Source organism: Enterococcus sp. DIV1279b, from assembly GCF_050531515.1.
In the GTDB taxonomy this organism is placed as follows: Bacteria; Bacillota; Bacilli; order Lactobacillales; family Enterococcaceae; genus Enterococcus_D; species Enterococcus_D casseliflavus.
This window is the reverse complement of the sequence record NZ_CP172891.1, coordinates 3204860-3228184: the sequence shown is the minus strand read 5'-3', so window position 1 is coordinate 3228184 and position 23325 is coordinate 3204860. Positions and strand designations below refer to the sequence as shown.

The following is a 23325-nucleotide window of genomic DNA, read 5'->3' as shown; positions in this document are numbered from 1 at the left end:
TCAGACTTGGGGTGGATTTTCCGATTTTTAGTAAATTCATAAGCTTTCTTGCTATTTCTTAAGAAGATATTTTTTCTAAATTATGCTAAAGTGTTTGATAGATAAGACGTATGAGGAAAGTTAGGTGTCGATAGATGTTAGAATTTAAAGATTTTGAAGAAAAAACGATCCAACGGAATGAAATTTTTCATGGCAAGATCATTGATGTGGTCGTTGATGATGTCTCCTTGCCAAATGGCGGGACCAGTAAACGCGAACTAGTCTTTCACCCTGGTGGTGTTGCCGTGATCGCCTTGACAAGTGAGAACAAAATGCTGTTTGTTCGCCAATTCAGAAAACCGTTAGAGCGAGTGATTTTAGAAATACCAGCAGGAAAAATCGATCCAGGAGAAGGCGCTCGTCCAGATTTGACTGGCGCCCGGGAATTAGAAGAAGAGACTGGCTATCGTGCAAAAACGCTGGAGCACGTTTCTTCTATGTACCTTTCACCAGGCTTTGCTAATGAGCTCTTGCACGTCTATTATGCCAAAGAGCTGGAAAAAGTGACAAATCCCTTACCGCAAGACGAAGATGAAGTGCTGGAAGTCTATGAATTGACCTTAGAGCAAGCACAAGCCGCTATCGCTGATGGAACGATCTGTGATGCGAAGACCGTGTTTGCGATCCAATTTTGGGAGTTGCTGGAATTGAAACGGAGGAACGGACTTGCCTAAAGAACCATTGATCACCCGCAGTGAGCTTCGACGCAGACGCGAAGAAGAACAAGCGGCAGCTGAACGCAATCAGCAAATCGTAGAAAAGCAAAGCAAGAAAGAATGGAAACAAAAAGAAAAACAAATTGATAACCACTACCGAAAAGTGCGCAAGAAAAACAAAGAAATCACGAAGACCCGTGCCGGTGAGAACCAGAAATCTCGGGATCTGAACCGTTTTTTAATGAAAGCCATTGTGATCGTCACTTTATTGTTAGTCGTCGTTGGTTTGGCGATCTTTTTGTTGTGATTCTTCTAGTACTAAGAAAAAGCCGCCCCTGCATCTTCTGCAAGTGCGGCTTTTTTTGTTATTCGGTCGGCTTTTTCAAAATAGCTAAAAACATGGCCGCTGGCTGATTCATGAACAAATGATCCGCTTCATGAAAAACGGTAAAGGAAGTGGCAGTAAACCCAGTCGTCTCTGCCAGTTGAGTCAATGCGGAAGGATCAAACCCATTATGAACCAGCGGGTGAGATACGGCGGGATTTTTGAGGAAATCCACTAGATAAAGGGTTCCTCCTGGCTGCAGCAAGGCGTATAGTTTTTCTATCATAGCGGCTGTGTCAGGAATATGCAGCAAGACGAGGGATAGCAGCACAGCGTCTGCTTTTGCTTGTAAGGATTCTTGCAGCAGATCGTGGACAGTTGCAGAAGCATTGGCCAGCTGCAGTTGGTTGATTTTTTTTTCAGAAACCTCGATCATGTTAGGGGCAGTATCCCAGATGGCTAAGTGCTGGATATAAGCTGCTAAGGGCAGACTTACTAGGCCGGTACCGCCGCCGATATCGATCAGAGTGTGGTGCTGGTTGTCTTTAAAATAAGGTTCAAGGGTTTGGGTGACTAATTGTGCTAACGCGATCCGTTCAGGGGTATCGTATTTTGCTGCCATGGCGTTGAAAATTTCAGACATAAGTGCCTCCTTTTATAATGACAAAAAACTGTTCGTTTCGTCAAAACTAGTTTATCATGAAAGGAGAAAAACACGTCAGTAGATACGTGGGAATTTCTGTTGTTTTTCATTTTAAAGGGTGAAAAATAAACGAGAAGCAGGAGGCAAACACATGAAAATTGGTATTATTGGTGCAATGGAGGAAGAAATCAAGGCGTTGCGGGAACAGTTGATTTCACCGCTTTCTTGGGAACGCGGCGGCGCACTATTTATTTCAGGAAGTATCGGCAATCATGAAGTGATCGTCGTTCGTTCAGGTATCGGCAAAGTTCTGGCATCGATCACCACTAGTTTATTGATCCAACAATACGGGGTCAATATGGTGATCAATACTGGATCAGCTGGTGGGATCGGTGCCGGCTTACAAGTAGGGGATTTAGTGATTTCAGATAAAGTGGCCTATTTTGATGTCGATGTGACGGGCTTTGGTTATGAATATGGCCAGCTGCCTGGTGGGATGCCTTTGTATTATGAAGCCAGCCGCTATTTGATCAGTGAGATGACGAAAGCCGCAGAAGCGACCCATCATACCGTGAAAAAGGGACTTATCGTTACCGGCGATAGTTTTATCAATGACCCGCAAAAAGTACAGGAGATTTTAGGACATTTTCCAGATGCCTTGGCTTGTGAGATGGAAGGAGCCGCGATCGCACAGACCGCGCAGCAATTCAATATTCCTTTCTTGATCGTGCGCGCGATCAGCGACACCGCCGACCACGCAGCAACCGTCTCTTTTGATGAGTTTATCTTAGAAGCTGGCAAGCGTTCCGCTGAAATGGTCTTGGCATTCGTTGAAACATTAAAGTAACTTAAAAAACAAGAGAGCCGATTCGTAAGAGGAGGAAGGAAGCATGAGAGCATTACTATCCATTGATTATACGTTTGATTTTGTTGCAGATGAGGGACGATTGACCACGGGTGCTGCTGGGCAAGCGATTGAAGCTGCCTTAGTGGCTCGGACGCAAGCCTTTATCGAAGCCGGTGAATTTGTCGTTTTTGCCATCGATCGTCATGAGGAAACAGACAACTATCATCCTGAAAACCGCTTGTTCCCACCTCACAATCTTGCGGGCAGTGCGGGGCGACATCTTTATGGTCGTTTAGCCCCGCTTTATGAAAACTATCAGGAAGCGCCAAATGTCTATTGGATCGACAAGCGCCATTACTCAGCCTTTAGCGGTACCGACTTGGACATCCGACTGCGGGAAAGAGGGATCACGGAATTGTACCTGACCGGTGTTTGTACCGACATCTGTGTCTTGCATACAGCAGTGGATGCCTATAATTTAGGCTACAAACTGGTGATCGATGCAAATACCGTTGCCAGCTTTGACGCGGTCGGACATGAATGGGCACTACGCCATTTTGAAAATACCCTTGGTGCGAAAATCATTTCTGCGAAGGAGGAAGCATAAATGGGATGGATGGATCAATTAAAAGCAAATTTCAGTTTCAGTGAACTGACTAGCCTTTATCAAGCGTATCAAAAAGGGGATCTTGATGTGAAGGCGTTGTTGAACAATGACTTCTTACAAAAGTATACGGATTTTCAGAACTTGGATGAGTTTATGGCTAAATTAGGCATCCAGAATGAAAACCAAATCTTCGACTTTCTAAAAGACCGCCCCAATCGGCAAAAAGCCGATCAAGTCGTCAATGAGCATTCCCAATTCGATTCTGTGATCAGTATGATGAAAAAAGCTTTACAGAAATAAACAACGATAGAAGAAGGAGCCTTCGAAAATCAATTGATTTCCGAAGGCTCCTTCTTTATATATTAATGGGTGGGTTATGTAACAAATTGATTTTTATTTGCTACCACATACCCCAATTATTAAGCTGTCTAAAGTTTAGCCGGCTGTTTCGTGTACCCGCTAAAGTATTGATGGCAGCAAGATCAATAATAGATACGTACATTGTCGCCATAGCGGTAACATACATGGTAGCAATTCCCGCTATCCCAATTGGATTTGCACCCAGGAGTAAAAGAAAGACAGAGTCTAAAACGGTGTCATACATCCCTTTTAAAGCCTTTTTCGAAGCTTGATCAATGGTTTCTTGTGTATCGATCATCTTGGAAATTTCTTCCATGAATTTTTCTGGGGAGTTTATGGATTCTAATGAAGATTTTTCTTCAGTGAAATATTCAAAGAGGTCCTCGGCAATAGACTTCAATTCATCAGCGTTCTTATATCCCGCAATGGATTTTTTTACGTTAGAGACATGATTTTTAAAGTTGTAGATATCTAGATTTGAAAAATAATCTTTAAGACTAGTTACCGCATTATAAGATGATAACGCAAAATTCAAGTACTTGGTTCCCATAGTGGTTCTAAGAAAGGCATTGTAAGCATTGGTGTCATTGAAGGTGTAATATTCAGGGTAGTAACGAAGGGGAAGTCTGTCACCCACCAGCCCAGCATTGCGCTCATAATCATGCACATCAAAATAATAAAGCATAAATGTGTGCATAAGTTGATCATTGGTGGGATTGTTCCCGTAAATTCTAGTGGCAAATTGTTTGACTTTAGGAAACTCAAAAGGAACGACCGGCGTAACAGCTGGTAAATTTCTTTCTGAACGCTCCTCTGTTGGCATTAGTGACTGGTACTGTAAATTTTCAAAATCGATACTCGTATTAGCAAGGATTTCCAAAGATAAACCGATTTCTACTAGCTCTTCTTCAAGGGCGACCAATAGATTCGCTTTTTCGTAATGGTCATCAGGAACATCTGCAAAATTGCCACTCTCACTGACAGCATATGCCGTGATTGGTGAGAAAAAACCACTCAGTAAAACGACAAGTAGCAATATAACTGAATATTTTTGCTTCAATTTTTGCTTCATTTCAATTCCTCCTCATAATTAAAGTTTGACAACACGTGTTATACAAGTTAAATTTATCATATAAAAAGAGAAAGATGAATTATTTTATTTAAAATTGATTAATTTGTTTAAAAAATGTAGGATTAGTTATTTCGCCTTAATTTTTGAAGGTATCCCTAAGCAGATAACCTTGCTTGCTAAAAGAGGAGGGAAGTGAAAAAATTCAAGATATTCGACGATGATACACCTAAAGGAAAATTGTATGCTTTGATTGATTATCTAGTGATCACCTCAGCCCTTTGTTTTAGTGCATATCATTCTTTTCCGCTTACGATTCCTAAGTATTTACATATTCCGGGGACGAACGAGTATATGGTGGGTGGCTTATTTAGCGTATTAATGTCCTACTCTCTTTATAAGACCTATTTGTTGAATGTGCATAAAAACATTCCTAAAGAAAAAAACATAGTATAGAAATCAGTTTTTTTCTCGGCTTACTCGTCTCTTTTATTTTGCTTTTATTCAGATCAGAAAGCTTAATTAATCATTTGCTTTTTCGAAACCAATTACCTTTGGAACAGATTATGTATCACTTAGATCGATTGTATTTTCTCAATCTACTTATGTTACTGTTCGCTTTGATACGGTGTTTATTCGCTTTTGACTACTATCAAGCCTTTTATTACAAAAAAAGAAAATGCTACATGGGCTATATTTATGTATACAGCTTTTTATTTCTAGTAGGAGGTGCACTCTTCTATATGTGGATCATGTCCATAAACTTTTTATTTCGCAAATAGTGTCTTCGGAGTTTACGTCCATACCTCAGTGCCATAGGAAAATTTTCTTCAAAAATATACTCAGTTATGAATAGAATAGGGGGCTTTGTATTGGGGGAAACGGATCAAGTGACGTTATACAAGCGAAAAGGAAAAATCTATTCCATCATTGATCATATAATTATGGGGGCTGCAATATTATTTGAAACATATCATAGCTCCCCAATTAGACCTATAATTCGTGGGAGATCAGATATTCGTGGGATTGGGTTGTCGGCTGTGAGCGCAATGGTGTTTTTGCTAGCTTGGGAGACAACTTCAAGTTTAAACCGTCATGAGCTTGTTCCTGAATACAAAAAGCATATCGCTGGAATTGAGCACGTTTTCTTCTTCTTGGTTGGTTTTTTTATCTTGATTTTCACTGCCGATCCCTTGATTGGTTTACTATCTCGAACGATACCGGTAGAGAAAATCACCTATCATCTGGAACGGCTCTACTTTCTTCATTTTTTTATGATGTTCTATATTTTGTTGCGGTGTGTATTGGCATTCGATTATTATCAAGCCTTATATTATGAAGATAGAAAATGCAGGATGTATTATGTCTTGCTTTGTTTTTTCGTGGGCGTAGGTGTCATTCGTATTCTTCGTGCCGCTCTTACTTAATTTGTCTCATTTATTCATCCTTTCTAAAAGAATCCATTAGCAAAAGACAAGCTTTAGGTGATTAAAAGATTGTCTTTCAATCGAATAAGTTTGTTACAGGATTGCTTTATTTAAATTGTGAGGAGGTTTTTAATGTGTTGAAAAAAAGGTATCAACCCCTTGATAGTTATCAGCGAAAAGGGAAGATCTATTCCATCATTGATTATGTAATCTTTGGGAGCGCAATAATTTTTGAGAAATATCATAGATTCCCACTCAGGCCTTATAGACCCCCAATCAGACCTATTGGAACTCTTGGAACTTCAGATATTCGAGAGATTGGGTTAACGGCTGTGAGTGCAATGATTATGATACTAGCCTGGAATACAACTTCAAGTTTAAACCGTCATGAGCTTGTTCCTGAATACAAAAAGCATCTCGCTGGAATTGAGCACTTTTTCTTCTTCTTGGCTGGTTTTTTTATCTTGATTTTCACTGCCGATCCCTTGATTGGTTTACTATCCCGAACGATACCCTTAGAGAAAATCACCTACCATCTGGAACGGCTCTACTTTCTTCATTTTTTTATGATGTTCTATGTTTTACTGCGGTGTGTATTGGCATTCGACTATTATAAAGCCTTTTATTATGAAGATAGAAAATGCAGGATGTACCATGTCTTGCTTTGTTTTTTCGTAGGCATAGGTATCATTCATATTCTTCTGGGGGTTCTTTCGTTAGTTGTCTCGTTCATCTATCACTTCTAAAAAATCCATAGCAAAAAGACAAACCCTAGCTATGCTGGGCTCCCCGTCAAGTGGACAATGAAATAGAATAAAATTATTTTGACGACTGTCTACCGAAATTCGGTAGGCAGTTTTTATGTTTTTTACTTTGTTTAACCTCAACTTTGCTCGACTGGCCTCCTTCTTGGTTAAGCGGATTTATTCTATTCGCTTGTCCAAGAGGGGGAGTGATTAAGCTGCCATTAATAATTCTTGATGAACTTGGATCGGTGTTTTGCTCTTCAAACATCGTTGATAGCGACCATTGTTGTAATAGTTCATGTATTTCTCGATCATTTCAACGAGACTTTCTCTACTGATAAACTTTCGCCGATAATATTTTTCTCGCTTAAGCATTCCCCAGAAGCCTTCCATTGGACCATTATCGGTACAACGGGCGACACGAGACATACTCTGCTTCATTTTCGCTTTCTTTAGCTTTGTGCAAAAAACTTTACTTGTATATTGAAATCCGCGATCGCTATGAAATAGCGGATGAGCGGTTGGCTCGGCGGCGACTGCTTGATCGAAGGTATCAAAGACTAATTTATTGTCATTTTTGTCGCTGATGACAAATGAAACAATGCGACGATCGGCGAGATCGAGAATAGCGCTCAAATAGATTTTCTTCACTTCGGCCCCTTCATAATACTTGAATTCACGCACATCTGTTAGCCATTTTTGATTCGGTTGATCCGCATAGAACTTTCGATTCAAATAATTTTTCGCAATATGATACGGAGTCTTGGATGCCTTAGTGATACTATTGCCTGAATGCTTGATGGTTGATTGGATTTGAAGTTTGCGACAGATTCGAAGAATACGCTTGTCATTCACTTGAAAGCCATAATCATTCACGAGATCTTCACAGATTCTGCGATATCCTTTATCGTTGTCTGCTTCATAAATATAACGAACAAGGTCAGCCAACTGTTCATTCAATACCACTTCAGGCAGTTTGGGATTTTTTACCCAACGATAATAGGCCGATCTTGTGACATGGAGCAGGGTACACATGGTGTTAATTGGATAGCTTTTTGTCTCGTGCAGCTCTTTGATCGATTGGTATTCAAACGTATGACGAACTAATTCAAATCCCGCCTCCTTTCTAACTCGCTGACTTTTTTTAACAGGTCATTTTCCATTTCAAGCAACTTGATCCGTCGTTCTTGTTGAGCCAGTTTATCGCGCATTTCTTCTTCGGGTGTTCTGGCAGGTTTACTTCCCGCTCGTTGCCCTCGACGGTCTTCTAAGCCTTTTTCTCCCATCTCGTCGTATTTCAACACCCAGTTCCGAACTTGTTGGTAAGAGACTTGGTACTGAATTGCGGTTTTCCCATAGTCTCGACCGTTGATAATACAGTCATGCACAATTTTAATTCGTTCATTCAATGTTGTTTTTCTGGATTTACTCATTCTACTTCCACCACTTTCTGATTTGAAGTTTCTATGAGTATTATATATCTTTAACCAGTCTTCTAATTGTTTTTTGTTACGAAGCCCGTATTTCTTGGCGACAGCTCTTAAGCTACCATGTGTTCCAGCTAAATAATCATGGACCGCATTCAGTTTCAACTCTGTTGAGTATGATTGATTCCTTTTTGTAGGGAGTAAACCTGTGGGTCCTTCATTCTCATAAAGAGTGATCCACCTTTCTATCGTACTGAAACTTACTTGTGCTTCTTTGGCCAGGCTGTTTATGCTAGCTTCATTTTTTAAAGCTCTTTCTACAAAAGCTAGCCGTTCTTCTGAACTTAATTTCATTTTTCCTCTAGACATACAAACTCCCCCTATATAAGCCACTTTATATTTCAGTGTCCTATATAGGGGGAGCATATCAGCTATCTATGGTTTGTCTTTTTCTTACGCTATTGTTTACCAGATCTGCACACGATCTTCTGGTGCACGATACATAGGGTCACCAGGTTTGATATCAAAGGTTGTATAGAATTCATCGATGTTTTGGACTTGGATATTGGCCCGTAGTTTCGCTGGTCCGTGGACATCGATCGACAGTAAGAGCTGTTGGTATTGTTCTTTGGCTTTTGTACGCCAGATCTTCGCCCAATTGGTGAAGAAGTCTGCTAAAGAAACATCGCTTTCTTTTTGCGCTGCTTCTAGCGCACAGCTTAGTCCGCCTGCATCGGCGATGTTTTCAGAAACAGTCAACGTTCCATTTACGGTACCGCCGGCAAAGGGCAGGCCATCAAACTCGTCGATCATCGCTTGAGCTAAGCGTTCAAAGTGGGCCAAATCTTCTTCTGTCCACCAGTTGTTTAAATTACCATATTCATCAAATTTTGCCCCGTTGTTGTCAAAGGCGTGGGAGATCTCATGAGCAATGACCGCGCCGATCCCCCCATAATTTGCGCTGGTGGATTGCTCCAAACTATAAAAGGGCGCTTGTAAGATTGCTGCTGGGAAAACGATCACGTTTTTAAATGGGTGATAGTAGGCATTCACGGTAGCGGCGGACATTTCCCATTCCTCGCGATCCACGGGCTGCTGCCATTTTTTGAAGGCATCTTCTCGGAACAAACGATTGAAATGCAGGGCATTTGCTAGCAGACTTTTCTCTTCATCGGTATGCAATTGGTCATAAATAGCAGGAACTTGATCAGGGTACCCGACATGGATGCCTAAACGATTCAATTTGATGATCGCTTTTTGGCGAGTTTCTTCACTTAACCACGTGTTGTTGCGCAAACGATCTTGGTAGACAGCAATCATTGTTTCCACCATGTGTTTGACGTCTTTTTTCGCCGTTTCCCCAAAGTACTTGCGTCCATAATAATCACCGATCACTTGACTAAAATGACCCATCGTTAAGTAATAAGCCGCTTTTTGTTGGGGAGCCGCTTCATCGATCCCTGATAAGTAGCGACTGTAGGTTCCGCCTAACTGACGCAATTCTTCACTCAGATAGCTAGTATAGCGCAAGCTTTGGTTGACGATCATCCAGCCTTTCAAGAGTTCAAAATGGCTATCAGAAACAATAATGTCAAAGGCTTCAAAGTAAGCGGGTTCCGTTACGATCAGCTCTTCTGGTGTACCTGGTAAAAGGGCTGTCAAGAGTTGTCTAAAATCGATCTTGCTGGCTTGCTTTGCAAATTCTTCCAAGGAGCGAGGATTGTAATTTTTGCTATAATCCGCACTTTCTTCCGCACTGCGCACATGAGGGGCGATCAATTTATCAAAAGCGATCGCTTGCTCTACCAACGATTCCGCTTCTGCTTGGTCTTTTCCATAAGCAACTAAAACGTTGACGGCCATCTCAAAGTAGACTTGCAGCATTTCGCTTGCTTGGGGATTTTCTGTGTAATAGGTTTTATCCGGCAAAATAGTAGCAGGCGGATAGACAGACAAAGTCTTCATTTGCGCATTTTTCATGTCTGCATCGACATCTAGTTGGAAAGGCAAGGCAATGCCATCTAAAACGAAACTTGCCAGTTGCTGATTCAATTCCTCATAAGAACGCAACGCTTCGATTTTTGCTAATAGTGCATTTGCTTCAGTAGCGCCAGCTGCCTCTCGTTGGGCAAAATCGCTGGCTAAGCGGTAAAAAGCCACAGCATCCTTCATGCGGCCTTTTGGCGTAGCATGGGGATCGTGTGCCATATTTTCAAATTCTGCGATCATTAAGGAATCGATTCCGTCAACGAGATCTTGGAATCCACCCGTAGCGGGTTTATCTGCTGGAATAACAGCGGTCTCCAGCCACTCGCCATTTACATAGTCATAAAAATCATCTTTTAACAAGGTTGTCATGTCTTTCGCTCCTCTCGCTTTCTACTATTATGAAACAAAATCTGTAAGGACGCAAAGAAAAGTTTTCTAGACGAAAAAGGGTTTTGATCCAAGTAGGAGGAGAATCTAAGGTATAATAAGAAAAAAGGCAGGTGAACGAGATGGAACAAGTAGAGTGGAAAGGGATCGCCGAAGAGCGGTTTCGTCCGTATAAGCAGTGGGTCACTCCTTCAGGGTATTTATGCGGCACCTATGCGGCAGCCGTCTTTTTGGCCTACTATCAAGATTACATCGATGAAACGATCATCCCGAAAGCGTTTCGTAGAAAAAAACAGCGAGATCTGACAGTAGTGACGGAAATGCTGCGGGTGCTGATTCAGCCTCATGGGTTGCCGACGATCGCTTGGCAAGTCAGTCATGGATTGACTCGGTTTTTCGATCAATTCCAATTGCCTTACCGCGGACGTGCGACTGTTGTTGGCGGCTGGCATCGAGCGTGCAAACGAATCGATGAAGGCAAACCGGTGATCATCGGTATTTTGAAGCCTTTAGGCAGCACGTATGGCAATCATTGGGTCGTGGCTTACGCCTACGCTGAAACCGCCAGCGGAGAACGCTATTTTAAAGTTCATGACAACTGGGGCAACTACAAAAAAGTGATTCCCGCCAGTTGGGTAAACGGTACCGTCACACTTCCTTGAACGAGACGGTTAAAAAAACAGTCACTTTGTGCTAGAATAGAAGAAAACAACCACATTCATTGGAGGCAATCATGGGCGAAAGTTATAAAGATAGTTCGTTGAAAATTTTTAGTTTAAATGGAAATTTACCATTAGCAGAAAACATTGCGAAAGTTTTCGGTACAGAACTAGGGAAGTCAAAAGTGACACAGTTTAGTGATGGAGAGATTGCCATCAATATCGAAGAAAGTGTGCGGGGCGACCATATTTATATCATTCAATCGACGAATGAACCCGTCAATGATCACTATTTAGAGCTATTGATCATGATCGATGCGATGAAACGGGCTAGTGCGAAGACCATCAATGTCGTTTTGCCTTATTACGCATATGCACGGCAAGACCGAACCGCCAACCCGCATGAGCCGATCACTGCAAAATTGATTGCCAATATGCTGGTGGAAGCAGGGGCTTCTCGAATCTTGACGCTTGATCTGCATGCCGTCCAAGTTCAAGGATTTTTCGACATCCCAGTGGATAATCTCTTTACGATCCCATTGTTTGCCCATTACTATCGCGAACAAAAAATGACGGGTGACGACTATGTCGTGGTTTCACCAAAAAACAGCGGTGTCCAACGGACCCGTAGTTTGGCAGAATACTTAGATACAGCGATCGCGATCGTCGATCAAGATGAAGCCGATGGCGGCTATGTGATCGGTGATGTCGTTGGGAAAAAATGTATTTTGGTTGATGACATTTTAAATACCGGCCATACATTGGCAAAAGCGGCAGACTTGTTGAAGGAAGCTGGTGCCAGCGAAGTGTATGCTTGTGTCTCTCACGCCTTGCTTTCACCGCCTGCTAAAGAAATTTTGGATCAATCAGCGATTGAAAGTATTTGTGTCACCGATTCTTGCTGGACTAGCGAAGAACGCCATCCGCAAAAACTGCACTACATTTCTTGTGCTGAATTGATGGGGGAAGCCGTTCGCCGTATCCACGAAAATACACCAATGAGTCCATTGTTCCGCCTGGAAAGCAAAGAGTATAAATAAAAATATGAAAAGCACCCGCTATCCTTAGGGACAGCGGGTGCTTTTGCATGTAAGGGGAAGTGGATCAGACCCAGCGGATCAGTTCAACTGGTTGCGGTTTAAGACCGTTTCTCGTTTGATCAGCTTATGTGGTACGACCAGCTGTACGCCGTTTGAATCTTCATGATTCAATTGCGCCATCAGCCGTTCGGTAGCGATTTTTCCTAAGGACAGCACGTTGATATCGATACTAGTCAAATACGGATGGGTCAAAGTAGCAAAGATCGAATTGTTGAAACTGATGATGGATAAATCGTCGGGGACTTTGTAGCCATACATCGTTGCTAATTGAATGATCCGCACAGCGAACAGATCATCGATCACGACGATGGCCGTTGCTTGGGATTCTTTGATCGTTTCTTCAAACGTGACGTAATCTTCCGCTTTTTCAAAGGTCAATGCTGGATAAAAGGGGAGATTTGCCAGCATCATGGCTTTTTGGTAGCCGAAGAAACGCTCGAAATACAGGTTTTCATGGGTCGTATTGGTAGCAAATAATATCTTCGTATGCCCTTGGGCGATCAGATGCTCGGTTGCTTGCTTGCCTAACAACTGGTTGTCATTATCGACAAAAACGATTTTGTCTTCATTGCTGTATGGTTGACCAATCAAAGTAAAAGGGACTTCTTTTTCGACCAGATAGTCGATGATGGGGTCTTTTTCATCGGAATAGACCAAGATAAAGCCATCTACTTGTTTTTGCAGGTGCATCCGTTCCACGTTTTTTAGTAATGTAGCAAAGTCACGGGCGGAGGCAACGGCAACCGTCATTTGATGATGGCGGGCCTCTTCATTGATGGCTTCGATCGTTTCTAAATAAAAGGGGTTTCCTAGTCGTTCTTTCGAATCAAGAGGCGGCAAGATCACGCCGATGGCACTGGATATCTGTTTGCCGAGATTTCGAGCCGCAAGATTGGGGACATAGCCCATTTCTGCCATTACTTTGCGCACTTTCTTCTTGGTATCTTCAGAAATGCTGGGATGATCGTTTACGACACGAGAAACCGTGGATGTAGCGACGCCAGCCTTTTTGGCGACATCTTTGACCGTAATGCTCACTGATTTCCCTCCTTTTTTAGCTTATAGTATCACAAAGTGTCGGCACAAGGGTAGAGCCAATCAAAAGAAAGAAGAAATGCAGACATTTCTTCTTTCAGAAGGCTTGTTTAGTTGATCGCTGTACTGATTTCGTCTTCTAAAACATAGTCTTTGCCATACAACTTGATTGGCAATGCCTCACCGCTGATTTTCTTCAATGTCACCGTCGAGTCATTGACGGAAACAAAGAGCAGACGTCCACGATAGTTGATGTGGAAGGCATAGCGGCTCCAAGTTTTAGGTAAGAATGGCGCAAACCCTAAGTGGTCGTGATCGGTTTTCATTTGAGCAAAACCTTGAACGATCGCTAACCAGCTGCCGGTCATAGAAGTGATGTGCAAGCCATCATCGGTATCATTGTTGTAATTGTCCAAATCAAGACGAGCAGTCCGCTCATACATTTCCAACGCTTTTTCTTCCATGCCTAATTCCGCTGCTAAAATCGCATGGATACTTGGAGAAAGGGAAGATTCATGCACTGTCATCGGCTCATAGAAATCAAAGTTCCGTTGTTTTTCTTCTTTGCTGAATTGATCGCCTAAGAAGTAGATACCTTGCAAAACATCGGCTTGCTTGATAAAGCAAGAGCGCAAGATATGATCCCACGACCAATTTTGGTTCAACGGCAAATGTTTTGGATCAAGATCGGAAACGGGCATCAAGTCTTTGTCTAAGAAGGTATCATGCTGGACGAACACACCAAGATCTTGGTCTTCTGGGAAGTACATATTGTCGATGATGTCTTGCCATTTGGCTTGTTCTTCGTCAGAGATCGTGACAGTCGCTTCGTCTTTGAAGGCTTCATAGCTGGCTAAGGTATAAGCTAAGACCCAAGTAGCCATTTTATTGGTGTACCAGTTGTTATTGATATTGTTTTCGTATTCGTTTGGTCCTGTAACGCCATGGATCATGTATTTTTGCTGGCGTTTCGAATAGTGGACACGATCTGCCCAGAAACGTGAGATCGCACTTAACACTTCTAATCCTTCTTTTTTCAGGTAACTTGTATCGCCAGTATAATTCGTATAGTTGTAGATGGCATAAGCGATGGCACCATTTCGGTGGATTTCTTCGAAAGTGATCTCCCACTCATTGTGGCATTCGATCCCAGTGAAGGTCACCATTGGGTAAAGGGCACCTGCTAAGCCTTGTTTTTGCGCATTGATATGGGCTTGCGGCAATTGGTTATGACGGTATTTCAACAAGTTACGGGTCACTTCTGGTTTTGCTAATGCCAAATACAATGGAACTGCATAGGCTTCGGTATCCCAGTAAGTCGCACCGCCATATTTTTCACCAGTAAAGCCTTTCGGTCCAATGTTCAGGCGCTCGTCTTCGCCATAATAGGTTGAAAACAATTGGAACAGGTTGAAACGAATTCCTTGTTGCGCCGCAGCATCGCCTTCAATGATCACATCAGCTAAATCCCAGCGGGCTTTCCAAGCAGCAACTTGTTCTGCACGCAACGCATCATAATCTGCTTTGTATAAAGTGCCTAATTCGGTGACTTTTGCTGGATGATCATGAGCGGGAACATCACGACTCGTAACGATCAAGACTTCTTTGATCAATGAGAAGGTGTCACCGGCTGTTCCAGAAAAGGCAAAGGTATCAGCAACGCAAAGCTCGCTTTTCACGGAATCGATCGGTGTTTGGCTATGACGCATAGCAGAAGTGACAGTAAAGCGTTCAATGTCAAAATTATTTTCTACAGTCCGAGTGGTCAAGTAATGGAAGGTTTCGGTTTGGCCATGAGCCAATTCTTCCCAGAAACGTTCGTCGTAGTTGCTGTCTTCGTTATGGACATTGTTATCTAGTTTAGAAACGACTTTGATCTCAGCGTCGCCTTCAATGATCTCAGCGTCCATCTTAATGAGGGCAAGTTCACGTTTTACGATGCTCAAGAAGCGTTCAAAAGAGAATTTTACGGTGGCGCCTGCCAAAGTGACAGTAAAGTTGCGGCGTAAAATCCCGGTTTCCATGTCTAGTTCTAAACGGAAGTCACTTGGGCTGATTTTTGCTAAGTCGACTAATTGGTCATTGACAAATAGGTCCATTGCAATAAAGTTGACCGCGTTGATCACTTTGCCAAAATAGTCAGGGTAGCCGTTTTTCCACCAGCCGACACGGGTTTTGTCTGGGTACCAGACACCAGCGATATAAGTACCTAAGTGATGATCGCCGCTGTATTGTTCTTCAAAGTTGCCGCGCATTCCCATGTAGCCATTCCCGATACTTGTTAGCGACTCTTGCAGTCGACGATTTTCTTTATCTAAGGTAGATGTCGCGATTTTCCATGGATCGATCTCGAACAATCGTTGGATTTTTTTCATGAAAGTCCCTCCAGAATCTTTTTGATATCTCTATCATAAGCGCAAACGATTGCATCGTCAAGTGAAAGTTGTTGCGTTTAAAGAATTTCCTATTAGGAAACATCGAGAAAGAGAGATTCAGTTATATAAAGGTGAAAAGCGAATAGAATCCCTTTTGATATTTCTGGGTTTACAAAATCTTTTTTCTCCGTTAGAATGAAATCATTAAGAAACCGATTGCGTAAATCGATTCAGGGAAGGAAGAAGGAAGATGAAAAAATTATTGAGCTTCGAATTTTGGCAAAAATTCGGAAAAGCGCTAATGGTGGTTGTCGCTGTTATGCCAGCTGCTGGTTTGATGATCAGTATTGGGAAAACGATCCCAATGATCAATGCCGACTGGGCATTTTTGATCACTACAGGAGGCGTCATTGAAAACATTGGTTGGGCAATTATTGGTAACTTGCATTTATTATTTGCATTAGCTATTGGTGGTAGTTGGGCAAAAGAGCGAGCTGGTGGGGCATTTGCTGCTGGGATCGCCTTTATTTTGATCAACCGAATCACTGGTTCGATCTTTGGCGTGACGAGCGCGATGTTAACCGAAGAAGGCGCCTTTACCCATACGTTATTTGGGACGAAGATCATGATCGACGGCTTCTTTACTAGTGTATTAGAAGCACCTGCTTTGAACATGGGTGTCTTTGTTGGGATCATCGCCGGTTTTGTGGGAGCAACAGCTTACAACAAATACTATAATTTCCGCAAATTACCGGATGCGCTTTCCTTCTTTAACGGCAAACGCTTCGTACCTTTCGTAGTGATCGCCCGTTCAGTAGTCGTCGCATTAGTGTTATCGATCGTTTGGCCCTACATTCAGGCAGGCATCAACAACTTCGGTTTATGGATCGCGCAATCACAAGAAAGTGCGCCCGTTTTAGCACCGTTCTTGTTTGGAACCTTGGAGCGGCTGCTCTTACCATTCGGGCTGCATCACATGTTGACGATCCCGATCAATTACACCGAATTAGGTGGAACTTACACGATTCTTTCTGGCGCACAAGCCGGCACCCAAGTCTTTGGACAAGACCCATTATGGCTTGCTTGGGCAACGGATCTAGTGAACATGCGCAATGCTGGCGATACGTCACAATATCAATTTTTATTGGAAAACTTTGTTCCTGCCCGCTTTAAAGTTGGACAAATGATTGGTTCATCTGGGATCTTGATGGGCTTGTCTTATGCCATGTATCGCAATGTCGATGCGGACAAACGGCACAAATATACCTCTATGTATTTATCAGCTGCTATCGCTGTCTTCTTGACAGGGGTAACGGAACCGTTGGAGTTCATGTTTATGTTTGCTGCCGTACCGCTTTACATCGTTTATGCAGTCGTACAAGGGGCGGCGTTTGCGATGGCGGATATCGTCAACTTACGGGTCCACTCTTTTGGGAATATCGAGTTGTTGACCCGTACCCCAATGGCGATCAATGCCGGCTTAGGACAAGATTTGATCAACTTTGTGTTAGTGACCATCGTCTTTGGTGTTGGGATGTATTTCTTGGCCAACTTCTTGATCAAAAAATTCAACTTTGCAACACCAGGTAGAAACGGCAACTACGAAACAGAAGGAGCCAGCGATGCGCCAGCAACAGCTTCGGCGGATGGAAATTTGAACCCAGATTCGCAAGTCGTGAAAATCATTCATTTATTAGGCGGACGTGAAAATATCGCCGACGTTGATGCATGTATGACCCGTTTACGGGTCTCTGTGAAAAATCGAGAAGCGGTCGGCGATGAAAAAGCATGGAAAGCCGCAGGGGCTTTAGGCTTGATCGTAAAAGACAACGGTGTGCAAGCAGTGTATGGACCGAAAGCAGATGTCTTAAAATCAGACATTCAAGATATCTTAGATTCTGGTGTCACGATTCCCGAACCGACGGCTAGTCAAGCACCAGTAGAAACCACTACCCACCAAAGCCAAGGCGTGACAGCTGAACTAGCTGCCGTTGCCACTGGAGAAGTGATGCCGATCACCTCTGTCAAAGACCAAGTGTTTGCGGAAAAAATGATGGGTGACGGTTATGGCGTGCGTCCAGAGCAGACGACAGTTGTCGCACCAATCAGCGGGAAAGTCACCAACATCTTCCCAACGAAACATGCTATTGGCTTGCTTTCTGATGAAGGCATCGAAGTATTGGTTCACATGGGCTTAGATACCGTTGACTTAAACGGTGCCCCCTTTACGGTAGCTGTCACTGAAGGACAACAAGTGGCGGCGGGTGACAAGTTAGCGGAGATGGATCTCGCTGCAGTAAGTGCTGCTGGCAAAGACACCACCATCGTTGTAGTGTTGACCAACAGCAATCAAATCGATTCCTTTGAATTGACCCAAATCGGCAAGCAACAAGCAGCCGCAGTTGTTGGAATCGTAAAACTATAATAAAATGACAAGCGGGTCGACTCTTTTGTTGACCCGCTCTCTTTTATTTTTAAAAGGAATCGTACAAGCAAACCGAGAGAAGGAGCCTTATTCATGAAGGTATTAACATTGAACACCCATAGCTGGTTAGAAGAAAATCAGCTAGAAAAATGCAAAATGATCGCACAAGAGATTGCAACAGGCGACTATGACATCATCGCCTTGCAAGAAGTCAACCAAACGATCGCTGCTCAAGCCATCGTTCCTGATGGGCTATATTGCCCCACAGATACGCTGGTGGAAATCAAGGAGGGCAATTTTGCTTTACGCCTAGTGGAAGAACTGCAACTGTTAGACTGTGATTACTACTGGTCATGGACCTACAGTCACGTAGGCTATGACATTTACCACGAAGGCAATGCCTTATTGTCCAAACAGCCCATCATTGCCAAAGAATATCTTGCTTCACAAGCCACGGATGTCTGGGATCATACCACGCGCAAAAACCTGAGCGGCGTGACTGAAGCCGATGGACAGATCGTACAAGTCGTTAGCTGTCACTTTTCTTGGTGGCAAGACGGTAAATTTGCCTACGAGTGGCAACAGACAGAAGCATTTTTAGCAGAACGGGCAGATACCTTATTGATTCTAGGAGATTTCAACAACGATGCGGCCAGTTCTGGTCATCAACTCGTCCTTGACAGCTCCTTACAGCTGCAAGACAGCTTTTTAACGGCTGCCGAAACGATCGGTGAAGCCTCTGTCGTTAAAGCCATTGATGGTTGGCAAGACAATCGAGAAGCATTGCGGATCGATTATGTTTTTGCATCCAATGACCTGCAAGCAACGGAATATGAAGTCGTTTTTGACGGAACGCGTACTCCGATCGTCAGCGATCACTTTGGAATCAAAGTGGTTTTTGCTTCAAAAACAGAGCCAAACTAGCAGAAGCGACAGCAAAAAAGCAGTGCCAACCGGCACTGCTTTTCTTTTTGGGGAAGTTAAATCGCTGATCGAACAAGGAGGAAAAAGAATAAACTCAATAAAAGAATGAATGCTAATGCCCCATAGGTAAAACTCTTTTCGCCCCAGGTTGCGTTTTCCTCCTGACTTGAAAGACTTCTTCTTGTAAAAAAGACGAGTCCTGCGCCGATGACATTCGCTGTCAGCAACTGCTGGAAGAAGATCAGGAATAAATACTGACCCAAAAGGCCTTTTTTACTCATGGAAAACCGTTGAATAAAGTACAGGCAAGCCCCTTGCAGCAAAAGGAGACTACTTAACAAGACCCCTAAAGCGGCTAACGGTTGCGAGCTGAGGTACTGGGCAAAGGTCATCCCATGGTTGAAGGCAGTCAAGGAAAGATAAAGATAGTAAGCACCGGCGATCAAAAGCCAATAACTCAGTAAAATCAATGGAAACGCCCATTTTCGTTTAGTCATGGTTGCCCTCCTGTAAAGTGAATAGTCCGTAGGAACGGATCAAATAATCAATCAAGCAGCTTAGTCCGATCAAAGACTGGCTAGGGATTTTCTTGCGACCGATTTGAAAAAAATCGCAATAATAGGTCAGGTGAAACGTTGAATGGCGAGCAAAATAATTATCTCCTGGCGCACTCAATGTCAAAACGGGAATCTGACGAATCGCAAAAGTCGTCAGATTCTCTTTGACGTTTTCTGTTTCGCCGCTCAGTGAGGCGATGATCACACAATCTTCGGCAGTGATCATCGGCATGACCATATCAAATTCCGTTTTGTTCGGCAATACGATCACTCGTTTTTCCATAGAAAGCATCATTTTGGAAAACTCCTCCAGTGCTTTCTTTTGGGAAAAACCAGTTGGGTAGCAGTAGATGGTTTTGCTGCGGTCAAACAAGCAGTTGAGGGCAGCTAAGTCTACCGTTTTTAAATAGTTGAGGGTGGCGAAAATATCCTCTTGTTGCTTTTCAAAAATCGTTTTTTGTTGCGAAATCGTTGTTGCCTGTTCTTGCTGATGCCGTAGAAAATATTTGAACTCGGAATAGCCAGAAAAACCAAGTTTTTTCGTCAACCGTAAAATAGAAGACTTGGAGACGTGAACCTGCTCGGATAGCTCGACGATCCCCATAGATAGAACGGTGTCGCCGTTGGAAAGAATGTAGTTTAGAATGCCACGATCAAGTTCACTTAACTCTGATTGGTGCTGTTGAATCAAATACTGTAATTTCACAAAAACCCCTCCTTATTGATTAAGTATAGCTGAAAAGCCAGGAGGGGAGGCGAAGAACGCTGGCTAGTGTAATTCTGGCCAAAAGGCTTGATTTGCTTCAATCAATTCATCGAGTAATTCTTTGGCTACACGGGCATTTGGAACCACTTTTGAAAGAATCAGTGCTTGCCATAATTTCTGGTAAGAACCCTCTGCCCAAGCTTCCACGACTAATTTTTCTACGGCGACTTGTTGTTCCATCAATCCTTTTTGGAAGCGAGGGATCTTGCCTTGTGTGATTGGTTCTGCCCCGTTACTGCCGACGATACAAGGCACTTCCACCATTGCCTGTTCATCAAAGTTGACGATCGCTCCTTCGTTAGGCACGATCAACAGCATCCGTTCTTGCGTGTTATAAGCAATCGCTCGTGCAAGGTCCACGATGTAGCTGGCGTGTTCATCCACTTCAAGCGTGGTGTCAGTCGCTGTTTGGTTTTCTACGATGCGTTGGCATTCACCAAAGACGTGTTTTTCGCGGCCAGCCATGACTTCATTTGCCCGTGTAAAAGATGGGTTGGTGTGCGCCACTTCATCTTGAGGGAAAAAGTAATATTTCAAGTAGGTATTTGGCAAAGTGGGTGGATCAACTTCGTACACTTCTTTTGCTTTGGCAAAGGTGTGCATCCAGCTGGCATCAGCATGTTGGCTCGCTTCGATTTCTTCTGGCAATGAATAGCCGTATTTTGCCACATGCGCCTGGATCTGCGGCAGCAAATCATTGCCAGCTTTGTCTCGTATATCTGTCCACCAGCCAAAGTGATTCAATCCATAATAGCGAACCACCAACTCTTTGCGAGAAGCTAAACCGATCGCTTGCGCCATCCGTTCTTCGATTCCCACTGGCATATCACAAATATTAATGATCTTGGCATCAGGGCGCAATTTACGAGTCGCTTCTGCGACGATCGCTGCAGGATTGGAATAATTCAACATCCATGCATCAGGGGAATATTTTTCCATGTAATCGACTAACTCCAATACACCGCCGATAGAACGCATCCCATAAGCGATCCCGCCAGGACCACAAGTTTCTTGGCCGACCACACCATATTTCAAAGGGATTTTTTCATCCTTTTCGCGCATCGCATACAAGCCAACTCGGATATGCGCCATCACAAAATCGACATCCTGAAATGCGGTTTCGGGATCAGTGGTTGCTAAAAAGCTGATTTCTGGTGCGCGTTCTTTCAATAAAATCTCGCAAGCTTGTGCAACTTTTTCTTGTCGTTCTTCCAAATTGTCGTAAAACTTGATTTGGCGAATCGGGAAACGATCCAAGTGTTCCAAAAGCATCAAGACGATTCCTGGGGTAAAGGTACTGCCGCCTCCGGCGATCACGATTGAAAATTTTTTCATTTTTGTTTCCTCCTTAGTCTGATACAGCTAATAATTTTTCGAATTGTTCTCTCACTTGTGGCACATCCAGACCAACGATCACTTGGAAGGCGTTGCCGTTGCGAACAACACCATGGGCACCAGCGCCTTTAAAGATGTCATCTGGCAGCACTTGGTCTTGATCTTTGACGGTGATTCTTAGGCGAGTGGCACAATTAGTGACTTTATCAATGTTGTCGCGACCGCCAAACCCTTCTAAGTAGACTGCGGCTTGTTCGGTGTAGCGATTGGCACCAGCAATCACTGGCGTTCCAGTGTTGGCTTGTTTTTCTTTATAATCTTTTTTGGTGTACAGTTTGACTTCGCTATTGTTTTCTTCCCGTCCTGGTGTGGCTAACTTAAATTTGAGGATCAAGAAGCGGAAAACAAGGAAATAAAGGGCAGTAAAGGCTAACCCGATCACCAGCTGCGTGAAGATCATACTGCGATGATTTTGAAATAGCGGAATCCAGACCTTCGCCAACAGATCGATCAAGCCGCCTCCCATATCTCCAACGACCCCGAAGGCAAACATCGTTGCCGCCATGGTCGCTGCTAAAACAGCGTGCACCGCAAAGAGGGGTGGTGAGATAAAGAGGAAGGTGAATTCCAATGGCTCAGTGATACCAGCTAAAACGGCAGTTAAAGTGGCAGGGATCAAAATCGCTAAGACCTTCTTTTTGTTCTCAGGCTTGGCTGTGAAATAAAAAGCAGCAGCGATCCCTGGTGCAGCAAAGATCTTAGAATTGCCATGTAAAGCAAAGCCCCCTTCAGGGAAAAGCTCTTTCAATGGTCTGGTGGATTGGGCAAATTCTTGTAAATGTGCCATCCAGTATTTGGAGATTCCTTCTTCGACGACAGCGGGACCAAAAACAAAGGGGGTATACACGAAATGATGGAGACCTGTGGGAATCAATATTCGCTCTAAGAAAGTATAGAGCCAGACCCCAAAGACCCCAGCACTTGCTAGAAACCCTTGCATGGACCCAATGCCAGCTTGGACTTTCGGCCAAATCAATGCGATCAAGAAAGCAACTGGCAGCATTAAAAAGAAACCGAGGATCACGACAAAGGAAGAGCCTTGGAAGATTCCGAGAAAATCAGGCAGCTTCGTATCGAAAAACTTGTTGTGAAGATAGACGACGATCGCCGAAATAAAAATTGCTCCGATAATACCAGTATCTAATGTTTTGATGCCAGCGATCATTTTCAAACCACTCTCACCGCCGGGATCAGCTGCAAAGTTGACACCGAAGAAGTTACCAAAGTATTCGATCATGCCAGAAATAAAATAATTACAAGTAATATAGACGACAAAGGCTTCCATTGCCGCTCGCGCATTGGCTTTTTTTGCGAGACCGATCGGTAATCCAATGACAAATAATAATTCCATTTGGTTGAAGACCGTCCACGCACCGTTTTCAATGATCGTCCAAATGTTGTACCAAGTAGAGCCTTCAGTGGCGATGCTCCCCACAAGCATCGGATTTTTAAAGATAATACACAGCGCGACCATGATCCCTGAAAAGGAAAACAAGAGGACCGGGGTAAACATCGCACCGCCAAACCGCTGAACTTTTTCCATCATAATTTCTTAACATCTCCTTTC

The 23325-nt window shown here is 43.3% G+C and carries 22 protein-coding genes; 11 read left to right on the top strand and 11 right to left on the bottom strand.

From position 1 onward, the window contains the following. The first annotated feature begins 134 nt into the window (after window positions 1-134). Window positions 135-713: an NUDIX hydrolase gene (locus IGI71_RS15275; RefSeq protein ID WP_005227818.1), complete on the top strand. Its 579-nt coding sequence runs from the start codon at window positions 135-137 to the stop codon at window positions 711-713. Further along, the gene (gene macP, locus IGI71_RS15270; protein ID WP_005227820.1) at window positions 706-1002 is read left to right on the top strand and encodes a cell wall synthase accessory phosphoprotein MacP; all 297 of its coding nucleotides are present in this window, start codon (window positions 706-708) and stop codon (window positions 1000-1002) included. The genes IGI71_RS15275 and macP overlap by 8 nt, the downstream gene beginning before the upstream one ends. 58 nt (window positions 1003-1060) lie before the next feature. Here macP and IGI71_RS15265 read toward each other — a convergent pair whose 3' ends face one another. Then, window positions 1061-1663, bottom strand: coding sequence for a class I SAM-dependent methyltransferase (locus IGI71_RS15265; protein WP_123834447.1), 603 nt, complete (start codon window positions 1661-1663; stop codon window positions 1061-1063). A 151-nt stretch (window positions 1664-1814) separates the two neighbouring features. On the opposite strand from IGI71_RS15265, the gene IGI71_RS15260 reads away from it, so the two are divergent. From IGI71_RS15260 to IGI71_RS15250, 3 genes are read left to right on the top strand one after another with little or no spacing between them, the layout of a single operon-like run. Next, complete coding sequence (locus IGI71_RS15260; RefSeq protein WP_081117805.1) at window positions 1815-2510, top strand: 5'-methylthioadenosine/adenosylhomocysteine nucleosidase; 696 nt, start codon at window positions 1815-1817, stop codon at window positions 2508-2510. A gap of 43 nt (window positions 2511-2553) precedes the next feature. After that, window positions 2554-3117 carry a cysteine hydrolase family protein gene (locus IGI71_RS15255; protein WP_123834449.1) on the top strand — a complete coding sequence of 188 codons (564 nt, stop codon included), beginning with the start codon at window positions 2554-2556 and terminating at the stop codon, window positions 3115-3117. Continuing rightward, window positions 3118-3417 (top strand): hypothetical protein, encoded by a 300-nt coding sequence (locus IGI71_RS15250; RefSeq protein WP_005227832.1) that lies wholly within the window; start codon window positions 3118-3120, stop codon window positions 3415-3417. Window positions 3418-3517: 100 nt separating this feature from the next. On the opposite strand, the gene IGI71_RS15245 is transcribed toward IGI71_RS15250, so the two are convergent. Then, window positions 3518-4549, bottom strand: a complete 1032-nt coding sequence (locus tag IGI71_RS15245; protein WP_240934943.1) for a hypothetical protein — start codon at window positions 4547-4549, stop codon at window positions 3518-3520. An 869-nt stretch (window positions 4550-5418) separates the two neighbouring features. Here IGI71_RS15245 and IGI71_RS15240 point away from each other — a divergent pair. Then, the gene (locus tag IGI71_RS15240) at window positions 5419-5973 is read left to right on the top strand and encodes a hypothetical protein (RefSeq protein ID WP_430615877.1); all 555 of its coding nucleotides are present in this window, start codon (window positions 5419-5421) and stop codon (window positions 5971-5973) included. A gap of 134 nt (window positions 5974-6107) precedes the next feature. Continuing rightward, complete coding sequence (locus IGI71_RS15235) at window positions 6108-6719, top strand: hypothetical protein (RefSeq protein WP_428206792.1); 612 nt, start codon at window positions 6108-6110, stop codon at window positions 6717-6719. Window positions 6720-6929: 210 nt separating this feature from the next. Here the strand turns inward: IGI71_RS15235 and IGI71_RS15230 are convergent, their stop codons facing one another. The 3 genes from IGI71_RS15230 to IGI71_RS15220 all read right to left on the bottom strand — a co-directional run bounded on the left by IGI71_RS15230 (window position 6930) and on the right by IGI71_RS15220 (window position 10504). Beyond that, window positions 6930-7787, bottom strand: coding sequence for an IS3 family transposase (locus IGI71_RS15230; protein ID WP_430616356.1), 858 nt, complete (start codon window positions 7785-7787; stop codon window positions 6930-6932). A 35-nt stretch (window positions 7788-7822) separates the two neighbouring features. Next, window positions 7823-8515: a helix-turn-helix domain-containing protein gene (locus IGI71_RS15225; RefSeq protein ID WP_074935028.1), complete on the bottom strand. Its 693-nt coding sequence runs from the start codon at window positions 8513-8515 to the stop codon at window positions 7823-7825. A 96-nt stretch (window positions 8516-8611) separates the two neighbouring features. After that, window positions 8612-10504: a M13 family metallopeptidase gene (locus IGI71_RS15220; protein WP_430615875.1), complete on the bottom strand. Its 1893-nt coding sequence runs from the start codon at window positions 10502-10504 to the stop codon at window positions 8612-8614. 140 nt (window positions 10505-10644) lie between these two features. On the opposite strand from IGI71_RS15220, the gene IGI71_RS15215 reads away from it, so the two are divergent. Continuing rightward, window positions 10645-11184: a C39 family peptidase gene (locus IGI71_RS15215; protein ID WP_005233534.1), complete on the top strand. Its 540-nt coding sequence runs from the start codon at window positions 10645-10647 to the stop codon at window positions 11182-11184. Between the two features lie 71 nt (window positions 11185-11255). Next, window positions 11256-12221, top strand: a complete 966-nt coding sequence (locus tag IGI71_RS15210) for a ribose-phosphate diphosphokinase (RefSeq protein ID WP_153883724.1) — start codon at window positions 11256-11258, stop codon at window positions 12219-12221. A 78-nt stretch (window positions 12222-12299) separates the two neighbouring features. Here IGI71_RS15210 and IGI71_RS15205 read toward each other — a convergent pair whose 3' ends face one another. After that, window positions 12300-13319, bottom strand: a complete 1020-nt coding sequence (locus IGI71_RS15205; protein ID WP_005227844.1) for a LacI family DNA-binding transcriptional regulator — start codon at window positions 13317-13319, stop codon at window positions 12300-12302. 107 nt (window positions 13320-13426) lie between these two features. After that, entirely contained in the window at window positions 13427-15691 is a 2265-nt protein-coding gene (locus IGI71_RS15200) for a glycoside hydrolase family 65 protein (protein ID WP_194193488.1), read from the bottom strand. Window positions 15692-15941: 250 nt separating this feature from the next. On the opposite strand from IGI71_RS15200, the gene IGI71_RS15195 reads away from it, so the two are divergent. Together IGI71_RS15195 and IGI71_RS15190 are read left to right on the top strand one after the other, a co-directional pair. Further along, window positions 15942-18116 carry a PTS transporter subunit IIBC gene (locus IGI71_RS15195; protein ID WP_010749062.1) on the top strand — a complete coding sequence of 725 codons (2175 nt, stop codon included), beginning with the start codon at window positions 15942-15944 and terminating at the stop codon, window positions 18114-18116. A gap of 93 nt (window positions 18117-18209) precedes the next feature. After that, window positions 18210-19040, top strand: a complete 831-nt coding sequence (locus IGI71_RS15190) for an endonuclease/exonuclease/phosphatase family protein (RefSeq protein ID WP_333718781.1) — start codon at window positions 18210-18212, stop codon at window positions 19038-19040. A gap of 56 nt (window positions 19041-19096) precedes the next feature. Here IGI71_RS15190 and IGI71_RS15185 read toward each other — a convergent pair whose 3' ends face one another. From IGI71_RS15185 to IGI71_RS15170, 4 genes are all read right to left on the bottom strand, one after another. Beyond that, the gene (locus tag IGI71_RS15185) at window positions 19097-19537 is read right to left on the bottom strand and encodes a hypothetical protein (RefSeq protein ID WP_005227852.1); all 441 of its coding nucleotides are present in this window, start codon (window positions 19535-19537) and stop codon (window positions 19097-19099) included. Continuing rightward, window positions 19530-20303, bottom strand: a complete 774-nt coding sequence (locus IGI71_RS15180) for a MurR/RpiR family transcriptional regulator (RefSeq protein WP_270266773.1) — start codon at window positions 20301-20303, stop codon at window positions 19530-19532. The genes IGI71_RS15185 and IGI71_RS15180 overlap by 8 nt, the downstream gene beginning before the upstream one ends. A 63-nt stretch (window positions 20304-20366) precedes the next feature. Beyond that, window positions 20367-21698 (bottom strand): 6-phospho-alpha-glucosidase, encoded by a 1332-nt coding sequence (locus IGI71_RS15175; RefSeq protein ID WP_270266775.1) that lies wholly within the window; start codon window positions 21696-21698, stop codon window positions 20367-20369. A gap of 13 nt (window positions 21699-21711) precedes the next feature. After that, the gene (locus IGI71_RS15170; RefSeq protein WP_016609922.1) at window positions 21712-23304 is read right to left on the bottom strand and encodes an alpha-glucoside-specific PTS transporter subunit IIBC; all 1593 of its coding nucleotides are present in this window, start codon (window positions 23302-23304) and stop codon (window positions 21712-21714) included. Window positions 23305-23325: the final 21 nt, after the last annotated feature.